Genomic DNA, 13,703 nt, shown 5'->3' with positions numbered 1-13,703 from the left:
CTCCGGACGGCGAAAACCGCAGGATGTAGACCTGTTTCGGTGGCAGCTCGGCGAGGGGCCGGTACCCGGCATCGGCCTCCCGGCGCCCGACCGCCAGCGTCGCGCCCTGAAGAAGCTCCACCGGGCCAACGGCGGGCAGCGCTCGGTCAAGCCGAATCCCGTATGTCGCGATCGGCTCATCGGCCAGGTTGGCAACTACCAGAAGGCTCTCGTTCGGCAAGTCTCGGCGAAACGCCAGCACGTGGTCGTTCCCCGACTCCAGAACCCGATGCCCTCCGACGGCCAGCGCCGGGTTTCTGTTGCGCAACCGAATCAGCTTCCGGTAGCGACCGAGCAGCGAGTCCGGGTCGCCGGTCTGGTCGGCGACGTTCTTCTCCGACCACCCCACCTCGAGCGCCTGCCAGGGCTTGTGCCCCGAAAACCCCGCATGGCGCTCTCCGCTCCAATGCATCGGTCGGCGAATGAGGGGATCGGGTTTGATGCCGGTTAGGCCGATCTCCTCGCCGTAGTAGACGAACGGAACTCCCGGTCCGGTCAAAAGCAGCGTCGCCGCCAGCTTGGCGTCTTCCTCGCCGCCGCCCAGTTGCGTCATCACCCTGGGCTGATCGTGATTGGTGAGAAAGGTCGCGTATCGGTCGCGCTCGTAGAGGTCCCTGAGCTTGCGCTCCTCCGCCAGCAAGGGGCCCGCGCTCCCGGTCCTCACCGCGGTCACCGTTTCGTAGGCGCGCTGGAACTGAAACGCCAGGTCGAGCTCATCCGCACCGTAGCTCGCGACGTCCTCGGCGGTCGACCAGATCTCGCCGACCAGCAGGGCCCCGGGCTTGACCGACTTGCAGAAAGCCTGGAATCCACGCAGCCAGGCATGGGTCTCCTCGGTGTCGTTCTGCTCGACACCGTCCTCGATCAGATGCCGGACGGCGTCGAGCCGAAAACCGTCGACGTTCATGTCCTCGAGCCAGAAGCGAGCGACCTCGTACATCGCCGCGGTGACTTCCGGGTTGCGGTAGTTGAGGTCGGGCATGCCGGACCAGAAGATGCCGTAGTAGCCACGGTAATTGAAGTGCTTCCAGCCGCGCTGCCACCACGGCGACTGATGCCAGACCGGCTGGCCCCACGGGCCGAGGTAGTCCTTCTTCTCGTCCGACCAGATGTACCAGTCGTGGCGAGGCGATCGCTCGCGCGCCGCTTCGAGGAACCAGGGGTGCCGGCTGGAGCTGTGGTTCAGCACCAGGTCGACCAGAATCCGGATGCCTCGCCGGTGCGCTTCTTCGACCAGTCTTGCGAAGTCCCGGTTGGTACCGTAGTCCTTCTCGACCCGGTAGTAATCGGTGACGTCGTAGCCGTGGTAGCTCGGCGCCTGCATGGTTGGCATCAACCAGATGCCGCCGATCCCCAGATCCTCGTCGGTGGTCGGGTCGCCATCGTTGAGGTAGTCGAGCCGCTCGATCAAGCCGGCGAGGTCGCCGATGCCGTCGTCAGCGAGCGGCCCCGAGGTGGAATCGGCAAACGAGCGCACGAAGATCTCGTAGAACACCCGGTCCCGCCACCATTCCGGCCGGTCTCCCTCGGTCAGTGGCGGTCGACCCCCGCCTGCCCTGAGCGCAGCCGAAGGGAGTCGACCGTCTTCAGATTCTGGTTCCGACCTCGGAGCTCCCCGGGCCGGGGTGCCACGCGATTCGTCCTCAGCCGCCGTCGTGGCCTCGCGGGCGCAGCCCCAGCCTTGAAGCCCCAGCGAGCCTAGGAGCGCCACCACGATCCAGATGGCGGCGTTACTGGCGCCAGGGGCGCCAGGGGCGCCAGCGGCAACGGCCGGCCTCCCCCGGCTCACGGCGCCGCCTGCCCGGCGTAGAGGCCGCCCGTTGCCTCGAGCCAATCGGCGATGCGATCCGCCGCGCCGTCGACAGCGTCATCCGAGACGTCCAGTTCGAAGCTATCGAGGGCCGACTCTCGGACCAGCTCGCGCATCGACTCCTGCTCGGCAACGAACTGGCCGAGGTCGTCGTACTGACCCGGATTGCCTGACACCGCCAGCCCTCGCTCGCGCGCCGCGACGAACGACTCCGACCGGCGCGTGCACAGAATCAGGCGGAAGCCGAGCGCCTTCAGTCCCTCTTCCAGCCAGCCGAAGTCGTAATCGACTCCGTGCGCCCGGCGCTGGTACGCCCGCGTCGAAAGGTGGAAGCGATCGACGATCCAGGAATAGTGCGGCAGCAGCTCGAACAAGCGCAACCAGGTTCGATAGGTCTCCATCGCCCGTTCGGCTTCGTGGGGCTCGAAGTTGATCAGACCGCGGCCCCAGGGCGTGTTGGTGAACCCGCACCACTCGGCCGAAATCAGCGGCGAGTGATAACGGTACTTGCGCCGACCGACCAGTCGCGGATGCTCGTTGAGGCGAAAGGCGATCTCGGTCTTCCAGGTCAGGCGGGTGCCTTCGAGGATCACCTTGGGAGTCAGCTTGGGGCTCATCGCGTGCCTCGCTCGTGCGGTTTCGTCCAAGCCTCTCACAAGGAACCACGGGGCGACTCGCATTGGTCGATAGGGCCGACAGTGTCGCAGTTCCGAGCGCTTCAGTCAGCACAGTTTTCACCTCGTCATTCCGCCGGTCCCGGCTTGCGAAGGAGTTCCCGCTTTCGCCTTGTCATTCTGAGCGGAGCGAAGAATCCCGGGGCAACGGTCCGATTCAGGCGAACTGCACCGCCCCGCCGGGATTCCTCGGCCGCTGGCGCTCCCTCGGAATGACAAGGTTCGGAAGGCGCATTTTGAGATATCGTTTCCGGGCCAGGAGTCGCCGCCGCCGTGAATCGTCGCATCTCGACCGCCCTTCTTCTGCCTGCCGGACTGGGCCTCCTCGCCTGCTCGGCGAACCCGGTTCCGGAGCCGCTGCCGGTCCCGAAGGACGGGCGCGTGGTCAACACGATCGACGAGGAGGTCGGATGGGGCATCGAGCCGGCGCACATCTACGAGATCGACGGGCGGCCGGTGATGTACCAGAAGCGCACCTTCTCGCTGCCGGCGGGAGAGCACACTATCCGAGTCTGGCCCGAGGGCCCGGCCCAGCGCATGGTTCCCGATCTCGAGGCCATCGAGCGCCAGCAGATCCAGGTCGATCCGCTGGACGTCGTGATCGAGCCCGGCCACCGCTACTTCATCGGTGCTCGCCAGACGAAGACTCGCGAGGTCGTGACCGTGCTGACCGACGAAGGTGAGGAGCAGAACTATGGCGACTGGAAGATCACAATCGAGCCGGTCGTGGTCAAGGTGGTCTTGCCGCCTGACCTCGAGCGCGTGGCGACCGGGCTCGGCGGCTTCATGTCGACCTTTCTGATCGGCCCGGTCCTCGCCGGCATGTAGCCGGCCACATACCCTTGTCATTCTGAGGCAAAGCCGAAGAATCTCGACCGAATTCCTCGAACCAACTCCGGGGTCCACCGCACCGACAGTAGGCCGCCGGTGCGCTCTTCTCGCTCGGCGGACCTCACTCGCAAGAGGCACGCGGCCGGCCTTTCCTGCACGAAACCAGCAGATGTTTTGCAGATCGGATGCCTCAACCGCCACCGATCGTCCGAGCCCACGGGCACGCCAGGGGCAGGCCGATTCGGCAGGCAGCCGGCCAGGGGGCTCGCCGCGAGCGCTCGAGTTCGCCCTTCGCAGGCGGCATCGGTTTGCGCGCAGCGGCGCGAAGCCGAGAGCCTGACCCCGGCAGGCCGAGAAGCCCGAGGCGTCCCCTGGATGGCTGCCTGCCGATCGGCGCCCAAGGCGGACCGCCGTTTCTCTGACCTCGGATATATTGCTCAACGTTAGGGATCTCGATGCGACGACTCACCACCGCTGCCGTCCTAGCCTGCATTGCGATCGCGCTCGCGGCACCCGCCGCGGCCGCCCCGTGGCGGCACGACTGGCTCGACGGCACCGTCTTCTACCAGGTCTTCGTGCGCTCGTTCTTCGACTCCAACGGCGACGGCATCGGCGACCTGCAAGGGCTAACCTCGAAGCTCGACTATCTGAATGACGGCAACCCGGCGACCACCGACGATCTCGGCGTTCGCGGACTCTGGCTCATGCCGGTGTTCTCGTCGCCCTCGTACCACGGCTACGACGTCACCGACTACGAATCGATCGAGCCCGACTACGGCGAGCTGGCCGATTTCGAGGAGCTGATGATCGAGGCCGAGCGGCGCGGGATCCGCGTCATCCTGGACTTCGTCATCAATCACACCAGCTCGCAGCACCCGTGGTTCACTGATGCCGCGGCTTCGGGCTCCTTCCGCGACTGGTACGTGTGGAGCGACACCAACCCGGGCTGGACGCAGCCCTGGGGCAACGGACCGGTCTGGCACCCGAGCCCGGTCGACGGCAGCTACTACTACGGGCTCTTCTGGAGCGGCATGCCCGACCTCAATCTGAGCCACAAGAAGACCAGAAAGAAGATCAACAAACTGGCGCGACTGTGGCTCAAGCGCGGGGCGGCCGGGCTCCGGCTGGACGCGGCCCGTTACCTGGTCGAAAACGGCCCGGGCCCCGGTCAGGCGGACACCGCCACAACCCACGCAGTCTGGCGCGGATTCGCCAAGAAGATCCGGAAGAGATTCCCGGAAGCGATCCTGGTCGGTGAGAACTGGTCGGATACCGCCACCATCGCGAGCTACTTCGGCTCGACTAACGCCGTTCCCGGCGGGGACGAGCTGCCTTTGAACTTCAATTTCCCACTGGCGAGCGCCGTCATTCGCGCTGTTCGTGACCGAGATCGAACCGAGATCGACACCGTGCTGTCGGAAATGGCTGCCGCCTATCCGGCGGGCGTTCGAGACACTCCGTTCCTGACCAACCACGACCAGCGTCGCCTGGCCGCCGAGCTCGGCAACGACGCGGCCCGGCTGCGGACCGCCGCGTCGATCTTGCTGACCCTTCCGGGAGTGCCCTTCGTCTACTACGGCGAGGAGCTCGGGCTGGGCAACGGCCCGACCTCGGGCGACGAGTCGAAGCGCACACCCATGCCCTGGGATGACACGGTGAGCGGCGGTTTCACCGCCGGACAACCCTGGTTTCCGCTGGCGCCCGGCCACCAGCGCACCAACGTCGAATCTCAAACCGAGGACTCGAGATCGCTTCTCAGCCATTACCGCGGTCTGATTCGAGCCCGTTCCACGTCGCCGGCCCTCGGCGCCGGCAACCTCGAGCTTCTGGACGTCGACAACCCTTCGATCATGGTCTTCGTTCGAAGTCGGTCCAGCGAGCGGGTGCTGATCGCGATCAACCTGTCCGATGGCTTCCAGACGGTATCCGGCATCGATCGCGAAGCTCCCGAGCGCGACGAGATCTATGTCGACGGCAACGCCCAGCTAAACGGTGCCTCCGGAAACCTGGGACTGCTGCTACCCCCGGGCGCGACCGGGATCTGGCGGCTCGACCGATAGAGGCCGCCGGCGCCGCCTCTCCGCGAGCGAAGAGAGGCTCGCTCCGAGGCGCGCACGGCCGGCCTCCGGGCGCGGATCGCAGAGGTCCACGTGACGGTCATCCTCCGCCTGGTCCCGAGCGAAGCGAAGGGTGTCGACCGCCTTCACCGTGGCGGTCACCCGCCGGGGCTACCTCAATCCGTGGACAGGCTCCGGTGGCTGAACGAGCGCTTGCCGGGACCGTAGTCGCCCGCAACCTGACCACTGCCTTCCAAAAGCCAACGCGTGGTGAGCAGGCCCTCGACGCCGACCGGACCGCGGGCGTGAATGCGCCCTGTGGAGATGCCCACCTCGGCGCCGAGTCCGTAGCGGAAGCCGTCGGCAAATCGGGTCGAGGCGTTGACGAAGACCGACGCGGAGTCGACCTCGTTCAGGAACCGGCGCTGCGCCTCGGGATCGGAGGCGACTATGGCGTCGGTGTGCGCGCTTCCGTACCGATGGATGTGAGCGATCGCCTCGTCGAGATCGCTCACCGTCCGCACCGCCACGATCAGGTCGAGGTACTCCGCCGACCAGTCCTCCTCCACCGCCGCGAGCGCCACCGGACAGTGCGGTCGAGCTTCGTCGTCCGCGCGCAGCTCGACGCCGGCATCGACCAGGGCTCGCGCCACGCCCTCGAAACGCGGCAGGAAGTCACGGTGCACGAGCAGCGTTTCGACCGCGTTGCAGGCCGACGGGTAGTCGCACTTGGCGTCGACCGCCAGCCTCGCCGCCACCTCGGGATCGGCGCTGGCGTCGAGGTAGAGGTGGCAGACGCCGTCGGCGTGGCCGAGGACCGGGATCCGCGTCGACGCCTGGATCGAGCGCACGAGCTCGTTCGAGCCGCGTGGGATGACCAGGTCGATCAGCGCGTCGTGAGCCAGAAGCGCCTGGGCCGCCTCCCGCCCTGCGACGCTCTGGACGACCTCGGGGTCGAGCCCCTCGGCTTCGACGGCATCCCGCAGGCAGCCGATCAGTGCTCGATTGGAACGGCTCGCCTCGGCACCGCCCTTGAGGAGCACCGCGTTGCCGCTGCGCAAGGCGAGCGAACCGATCTGTATGACCGCGTCCGGGCGGCTCTCGAAGATGACCAGCAGAACGCCGATCGGACTGCGCACCTGGCGCAGTACCAGCCCCTCGTCGAGCTCCGTTCGACGAGTCTCCCGGCCGAGAAGGTCACGGTCGCGCACCAGCGCCTCGACGCCTAGCCGCATCGTCGCCAGCTTCGAGTCGGACAGTCCGAGCCGACCGAGAAGCGGTGCGGCGAGCCCTGCGCTCTCGGCCGCCGCCAGGTCGCGGCGGTTTTCCTCGAGCAAGTCCTCACGCCGTTCGTCCAGCAGCACAGCGAGGCGCTCGAGAATCCGGTTTCGAACCACGGCCGAGGCGCTGCCCAACTTGCGCTGGGCCTCGCGGGCTCTGCGGGCCATCTCGAGCGATCGGTCCGACATCGTCTTCATCCCTCCAGCACCATGTGATCCCGGTGCACCAGCGCATGGTGGTTGCGAATGCCCTCGGGCGGCTTGCCGCCACACCAGCCGCGGGCGCTGTCGGCGTCGCAGTAGACCATGCCTCGGCCGACGAGACCGCCGCTCCGGTCCCGAAGCTCGATCACGTCGCCGGGTCGAAAGTCGCCCTCGACGCGAAGGACGCCGGCCGCCAGCAACGAGGCTCCCCGCTCGGTTAGCGCCTCGACAGCACCGTCGTCGATCTCGAGCGTGCCCCGAGCCTTGGCGGCGAAAGCGATCCATCGCCGCTTGGCGGCAAGCTCTCCGCGCGCCGGGAACCAAGTACCGAGAGCGCGCCCCGCGAGCACCGCCGCCAGGACTCCGGCCTCAATGCCCGACGCGATCACCGCCTGGCAGCCGGCCCGCGCGACGACATGGGCGGCCTCCACCTTGCTCTTCATGCCGCCTCGTCCGAGCGCGGCAGACGTTTCGCTAGCGGATTCGATTCCCGCTCCCGGAGCCTCGATCGTCGACAGCAGGCGCGCGTCGTTGTGGACGCGAGGATCGCGATCGAAAACGCCGTCGACGTCGGTCAGAAGAACCAGCAAATCCGCGCCCAGCTTGGTCGCCACCAGCGCCGACAGTCGATCGTTGTCGCCGAAGACCGGCCGGGTCTCGTTCTCCTCGAACGCGAGCTCCTCGGTCGAGACCGCGTCGTTCTCGTTGATCACCGGTATGACGCCGTGGCGAAGCAGCGTCATCAGCGTGCTGCGCAGATTCAGGTAGCGCATGCGATCGTCGAAATCGCCTTGGGTCAGAAGCACCTGACCGCAGGTGTAACCGAGGCGCGAGAAGGCCTGCTCGTAGACACCCATGAGCCGCGTCTGGCCGACCGCGGCGCAGGCCTGGCGCTCTTCGAGGTCCTCCGGCATGCTCGAGAAACCCAGCGCGTCGATTCCCAACCCGACCGCGCCCGAGCTCACGATCAGCACCTCGCGTCCGCGCCCTCGCAGAGCGGCCGCGGCCTCGACCACGTTGAGAAGTCGGGCCTGCCGCACGTGCCCATCGTCACCGGCTATTACCCGGGTGCCGATCTTGAGAACGATCCGCTTCGCCGCGGCCACCTCCACCCGGACCGGCTCATCGATGCTCATAGGCCAAGATTAACGTAGCGGTCGGTCTCCGCTTGCCCCCCCCTCACGAACCGGTGCTAGCGTAACGGCGCAGGCCAAAGCGCCAGAACCGGTATCCGACGAGGAGCAGGAGCGCGGCTACCGGAAGACCCAGCCAGGTCATCGGCCCGACTTCCCGGCCCAGCAGCCGGCTCGCCGGATAGAACGAAGCAAAGCCGTAGGGCACGACCCAGGTGAGCAGCACGCCGATGGCGCGCGGGTAGATGGTGAGCGGATACTTGGCGAACTCGTTCATCTCGAACACCGCCTGAGTGACCGGGATCGACTCGACGATCCAGAAGGCGCTGACCGCGGTGATCAGATTGAGCGCGATGAAGATGGCGCCGCCGCTTACCACCGCGAGCAACAGATAGAGAATCGTGCCCGGCGCCGGCGCGATCTCCAGGGCCGACATCGATTTCACCACCAGCACCGCGCCAACCAGGAAGTTGCCGATACCGTCGTGACAGAAGCGGTCCGCCAGCAGATGGAAGAGCGGGTCGATCGGTCGCACCAGGAATCGATCAAAGCCGCCGGTGCGGATGTAGACGCGTCCGATCGTCCAGAGGTTGTCCGCAAACATGTGGTTGATCGACTTGGCCAGGGTCAGCAGACCGTAGAGCAGCAGAATCTCCCAGAAGCCCCAGCCGTTGATATCCGGCACCTGCTGCATCACCACCCAGATCGTGAGCAGACCCGCTACCTGAAGCACCACGGTCGAAACGACGCCGATCAAGAAGTTGATCCGGTACTCCATCAGGATCTTGAAGCGCTGCAGCAGGAAATGCCCGTAGAGCGACAGGTAGCGACCCATTGTCTTCAAGCCACCCGTGTCAAAGCGCAACGACGTAGATTCGGGCATCCGTGACGTCTCCTCAGCCTCCCTGCACCGTGATTCGCCGCACCGCCACGCCGAAAATCAGGCGCGAGGCGACCAGCAGCCCGGCCAGCCAGAGCGCCTGGACCAGCCAGACTCTCGGGGCTTCGGCGACCGGGGTGATGCCCGAGAGCAGCGCCAGCGGCATATAGAGAACCTGGGCGAATGGGAGGCTGAGTGCGAGGCGCTCGAGCCAATCGGGCATCAGAGCCAACGGCACCAGGGCACCGCTGAAGAACGTGGCGACGCCCTGCTGCACCATTCCCAGGCCCCACGACTCGGTCGTGTAGAAGGCAAGGCAGGCGAAGATCCAGTTGAAAAGGAACATCACCCCTTGACCGAGCAGCAAACTGACCAGAAAGGCCCCCCATACCGTCGGCTCGGACGGAAGCGAAAGCCCGAAGACCAGCCAGGCAAAGACCGCCAGCGGCAGCCGCATGAAGAGATCGATAAACAGGAAGGTCGTCGCCTCGACCCAGAACCGGGCCTGCAGATCGACCGGGCGCAGTAGCTCCATGATCAGCTTGCCCTCGACCAGCATCTGCCCGAAGAAGAAGACCAGCTTCGACTCGACCATGGGCACGAGCACCTGCGCCAGCATCACGTAGTTGAGCGTCTGCTGGAGCGGCAGCCCGCCCAGCGTTGTGCGGTCGGCGTAGACCGCTCGCCAGAAATAGACCACGATCACCAAAACCAGCGTCTGAACGAACAGGCCCGCCCAGAACCAGGCGCGGTAAGCCACGTAGAGCTTGGGCACCATCTCGACGATGGCGGTATAGGCCCGGACTCGGCGCAACCACGAGGCGAACCGCATCAGCTCTCCAGGGCGCCGTCGTAGATCTGACGCACGATCGACGAGAGGTCGGGTTCGGTGATGAAAAAGTCGAGCACCTCGGCCTGCTCCATCACGGTCGCGGCGACTCGGCTGGCGCTGGTCGCGCGGCGGTCGAAGCGCAGCGAGACGCGCCCGGGCTCGCCGGTCTCGATCTGCTCCGCCCCGGCGGGCAGGCGAAGGTCGTCGACCGTTCCGGCGATATCGAAGTTGATCGTGCGATGGGCGCCGAAGCGGTCTTTTATGGTCGCCAGCGGCCCGTCGAAGATCAGCTTGCCGTGATCGATGATGATCACCCGGTCGCAAAGCTCTTCGATATCTCCCAGGTCGTGAGTGGTGAGGATGACCGTCGTCCCACGCTCTCGATTCCGCGCCTTGATGAACTCCCGAATCCGCTCCTTGACGATCAGGTCGAGGCCGATGGTGGGCTCGTCCAGATAGACGACTCGAGGCTCATGGATCAGCGTCGCCGCCAATTCCGCCCTCATTTTCTGGCCCAGCGACAGCTCCCGAACCGGCACCTTGAACAGTGGCTCGAGCTCCAGAGCCTCCGCGAACTCCGCCAGCAAGCCTTTGTAGCGGTCCCGGTCCACCTGGTAGATGTGACCGATCAGGGTCAGGGACTCGATCAGCGGCAAATCCCACCACAACTGGGTGCGCTGTCCGAAGACGACGCCGATCTCGGCCGCGTTGGCTACCCGCTCGCGGTGGGGAACCCGCCCCATCACGGTGATGCGGCCCGCGGTCGGCACCAGGATGCCGGTGAGCATCTTGATGGTGGTGGACTTGCCGGCACCGTTGACGCCGATGTAACCCACCATCTCGCCCGGATCGACTCGAAAGCTCACCTCGTCGACGGCGACCACGTCCTTCATGTTGGGCCGAAACAGGGCCTTGAGGGAGCCGCCGAGCCCCGGCGTCTTCTGCGCTACGCGGAAAACCTTGCGCGCGCGCTCGACCTCGATGATGGGCACTTCTCGACCTCAGCTTTCGACAAGCCCGGCGCGGGCGAAAGAGAAACGTGGCCCGATCTTGGCATGTTCGGGGACATCTTTCTCAAGGCGTCCCCTCCCGACTGGTTTCGCTACGCGCGCACCTGTCGGCCTCCGCTTGCCCTCGAGCGAAGCGAAGGGTGTCGCCCGAGACTACTCGAACGTGCCGAGACGCTCGATCAAGTCGACCACCCGGTTCGAATACCCCCACTCGTTGTCGTACCACGACACCACCCGCACATAGCCGTTCTCGCAGGTGGAGGTAGACAGCGAGTCGAAGATCGACGAATGCGGGTTGCCGATGATGTCGCTCGACACCAGCGGATCCTCGGAGTACTCGACCACGCTCTTCATCGGGCCGTCCGCGGCCGCCTTCACCGCCTGGTTGACCTCGCCGCAGCTCGCCTTCTTGCCCAGGCGACACACCAGGTCGACGATCGATCCGTCGGGCACCGGCACGCGCATGGCCATGCCATCGAGCTTGCCGGCGAGATTCGGCAGCACCTTGCCCACTGCCCGAGCCGCGCCGGTCGAGGTCGGAATGATGTTCTCGGCCGCGGCCCGGCTGCGCCGGATCGACTTGTGCGGCACGTCGGCGAGACGCTGATCGTTGGTGTAGGCGTGAACCGTCGTCAACAGACCCTCCTCGAGCCCGAACTCGTCGTCGAGGATCTTCGCCAGCGGCGCCAGGCAGTTGGTCGTGCACGACGCGTTCGACACGATCTTGTGCTCGGGCTCGAGCAGATGGTCGTTCACGCCCAGTACCCCCATGAAGTCGATCTCGTCCTTGGGCGGAACCGTCAAGACGACCTTGCGTGCGCCCGCGGCGAGGTGTTTCTCGAGCGGCTCGCGAGTGCGAAAAACCCCGGTCGACTCGACCACGTAGTCCACCCCCAGCTTCTTCCAGGGCAGGCTCGCGGGATCGCGCTCGGCGGTCATCGCGACCTCGTCCGAGCCGACGTGCATGACGTCGCCGTCGAGCGAGACGCCTTTGTCGAAGCGCCCCATCACGGTGTCATAGCGCAGCAGATAGGCAAGCTGCTCGTTGTCGAAAAGATCGTTGATCGCGGCCACTTCGATGTCTTCGCGGTCACTCAGAATCCGAAAGACGCTCCGGCCGATGCGGCCGAAACCGTTGATGCCAACCCGAATCGCCATCACGCCACCTCCTTTGCGGCCGCTGAGTCGTCAAAGGCGCCGAGCCGGCGGATCAGATCCACGACCCGATGGGCATAGCCCCAGCCGTTGTCGTACCAGGAAAGCGTCTTCGAGACGTTGTCGCCCAGAGTCATGGTCGCGAGCGAGTCGAAAGTGCTCGAGTAGGGGCTCTGAATGATGTCGTTCGAGACGATCGGGTCGTCCTCGTACTTGACGATCCCTTGCCAGTCGCTCGACACGGCCGTACGCACGACCTCGTTGATCGCGGTCTCGGTGACCGGTTTCTTGTGCCAGCACACCAGATCGACCACCGAGCCGTTTCGCACCGGCACGTTGATCGCCTTGGCCGAGATCCTGCCTTTGAGCGTCGGCAGCAGCCATGCCACCACCGCCGCGGCATTGGTCTCTTGAGGAATGATGTTCTCTGCGGCCGCCCGGCCCCGGCGCGGATCCTCGGACGGCACGTCAGCCAGCCGCTGCTGGTTCGTGTAGGCGTGGACGGTGCTCAAGAAGGCGCGCTCGATGCCGAAGGCGTCGTCGAGGATCTTGACGATCGGCGCCGCGCAGTGGGCGGTGCAGGAGGCGTTCGAGACAATCCGGTGCTCAGGGCCCAGCCGATCGTCATTGACGCCCATCACGACCGTCAGATCGGGCGGGTCCTTGGGCGGAGCGCACAGGATGACCCGCTTGGCGCCGTTTTCCAGATGCTGCTCGAGCTCCTGACGGGTCCGCTCGCGCCCGGCGGCCTCGATCACGATGTCGACACCGTGATCCGCCCAGCGCACATCGGCCGGGCTTTCGTTTGCCGTCATCGGAATCTGCTTTCCAGCGACGTAGAGGTGACCCTCTTTGATCGAGAGCTCGTCCGGAAACGGCCCCAGCATCGTATCGAAACGAATCAGGTACTCGAGAGAGTCGTGATCGGCGATCTCGTCGATCACGGCGATCTCGATGTCATCGCTCTTGTAGAGGATACGGAACAGATTCCGCCCGATCCTCCCCAGGCCCATCAGGCCCACACGTATCGGTCTCATGGTTTCTCCTTCGACGGGCGTCAGGCCCGGAATCGAGCCTACGCGCCGACAGCCGCGAAGTCTACATCGGGGACACGATTCCTAAGGTGTCCCCTCCCAACCGGGGACACGATTCCTTCGTGTCCCCTCCCGATTGGTTTTGCCACGGTCTCGACCTCCGCCTCGACCCCCTTCCCAGACGGGCGTACACTTGAAAACGGAGCCGGCGACGTCTCCTTGACGCGACCGGATTCACGATGCCGAGCCGGCGCGATTTCCTGCGTTTCTCGGGGCTTGTCGCCCTCGCGCTCGCTGCCTCGCGGCGACGCGGGCGGGCCCAGCCCCGGGCGCAGACAACGGAGGGGTCCGCGCCACAGCGAGTGGACCAGCCGGCGGCGGACCGCGCAGGGAAGATCACGCTCTTTCTGTGCGGCGACGTCATGACCGGCCGCGGCATCGACCAGATTCTCAGCGTACCCTCGGATCCGCGACTCCACGAGCGCTGGGTCGAATCAGCCGTCGACTATGTGAAGCTGGCCGAACGGGCCAGCGGGTCGATCCCGCGTTCGGTCGAGCCCACCTACATTTGGGGCGAGGCTCTCGCAGAAGTGGAGCGCTGTCGACCCGACCTGCGCATCATCAACCTGGAGACCAGCGTCACCACTAGCTCGGACTGGCAGCTCAAGGGCATCAACTACCGCATGCACCCGGACAACGTGGCCTGTCTGACGGCCGCCGGAATCGACTGCTGTGTGTTAGCCAACAACCACGTTCTGGACTGG

At 65.8% G+C, this 13,703-nt stretch carries 12 protein-coding genes; 3 read left to right on the top strand and 9 right to left on the bottom strand.

Translation table 11 applies throughout. The annotated features are described in order from the left end of the window. Both GY769_20655 and GY769_20650 read right to left on the bottom strand, forming a co-directional pair. A partial coding sequence (locus tag GY769_20655; protein ID MCP4204332.1) for a DUF3459 domain-containing protein occupies positions 1–1,534 on the bottom strand: 1,534 nt, incomplete at its 3' end. A gap of 290 nt (positions 1,535–1,824) precedes the next feature. Continuing rightward, positions 1,825–2,466: a hypothetical protein gene (locus GY769_20650; protein MCP4204331.1), complete on the bottom strand. Its 642-nt coding sequence runs from the start codon at positions 2,464–2,466 to the stop codon at positions 1,825–1,827. A 330-nt stretch (positions 2,467–2,796) separates the two neighbouring features. Between GY769_20650 and GY769_20645 the strand changes: the two genes are divergently transcribed. Continuing rightward, the gene (locus GY769_20645) at positions 2,797–3,351 is read left to right on the top strand and encodes a hypothetical protein (GenBank protein MCP4204330.1); all 555 of its coding nucleotides are present in this window, start codon (positions 2,797–2,799) and stop codon (positions 3,349–3,351) included. Positions 3,352–3,809: 458 nt separating this feature from the next. Beyond that, on the top strand, positions 3,810–5,414 hold the full coding sequence (locus GY769_20640; GenBank protein MCP4204329.1) for an alpha-amylase: 1,605 nt from the start codon (positions 3,810–3,812) through the stop codon (positions 5,412–5,414). A gap of 173 nt (positions 5,415–5,587) precedes the next feature. On the opposite strand, the gene GY769_20635 is transcribed toward GY769_20640, so the two are convergent. The 7 genes from GY769_20635 to GY769_20605 all read right to left on the bottom strand — a co-directional run bounded on the left by GY769_20635 (position 5,588) and on the right by GY769_20605 (position 12,933). Further along, on the bottom strand, positions 5,588–6,880 hold the full coding sequence (locus GY769_20635) for a glutamate-5-semialdehyde dehydrogenase (GenBank protein ID MCP4204328.1): 1,293 nt from the start codon (positions 6,878–6,880) through the stop codon (positions 5,588–5,590). Positions 6,881–6,885: 5 nt separating this feature from the next. Next, positions 6,886–8,031, bottom strand: a complete 1,146-nt coding sequence (proB, locus tag GY769_20630; GenBank protein MCP4204327.1) for a glutamate 5-kinase — start codon at positions 8,029–8,031, stop codon at positions 6,886–6,888. A 43-nt stretch (positions 8,032–8,074) separates the two neighbouring features. Continuing rightward, a complete protein-coding gene (locus GY769_20625; protein ID MCP4204326.1) occupies positions 8,075–8,911 on the bottom strand; it encodes an ABC transporter permease in 837 nt (278 codons plus the stop codon). Positions 8,912–8,924: 13 nt separating this feature from the next. Beyond that, positions 8,925–9,740 (bottom strand): hypothetical protein, encoded by an 816-nt coding sequence (locus GY769_20620; GenBank protein ID MCP4204325.1) that lies wholly within the window; start codon positions 9,738–9,740, stop codon positions 8,925–8,927. Next, positions 9,740–10,732, bottom strand: coding sequence for an ATP-binding cassette domain-containing protein (locus GY769_20615; protein ID MCP4204324.1), 993 nt, complete (start codon positions 10,730–10,732; stop codon positions 9,740–9,742). The genes GY769_20620 and GY769_20615 overlap by 1 nt, the downstream gene beginning before the upstream one ends. A 171-nt stretch (positions 10,733–10,903) precedes the next feature. After that, positions 10,904–11,911 carry a type I glyceraldehyde-3-phosphate dehydrogenase gene (gap, locus tag GY769_20610; GenBank protein MCP4204323.1) on the bottom strand — a complete coding sequence of 336 codons (1,008 nt, stop codon included), beginning with the start codon at positions 11,909–11,911 and terminating at the stop codon, positions 10,904–10,906. Further along, complete coding sequence (locus tag GY769_20605; protein MCP4204322.1) at positions 11,908–12,933, bottom strand: type I glyceraldehyde-3-phosphate dehydrogenase; 1,026 nt, start codon at positions 12,931–12,933, stop codon at positions 11,908–11,910. Before GY769_20605 ends, gap begins: the two co-directional genes overlap by 4 nt. A gap of 245 nt (positions 12,934–13,178) precedes the next feature. On the opposite strand from GY769_20605, the gene GY769_20600 reads away from it, so the two are divergent. After that, the coding region (locus GY769_20600) for a CapA family protein (protein ID MCP4204321.1) at positions 13,179–13,703 on the top strand (525 nt) is incomplete at its 3' end.

It is taken from the genome of bacterium (assembly GCA_024224155.1).
Lineage (GTDB): Bacteria > Acidobacteriota > Thermoanaerobaculia > Multivoradales > JAHEKO01 > CALZIK01.
This window is presented reverse-complemented; position numbering and strand designations above follow the sequence as displayed.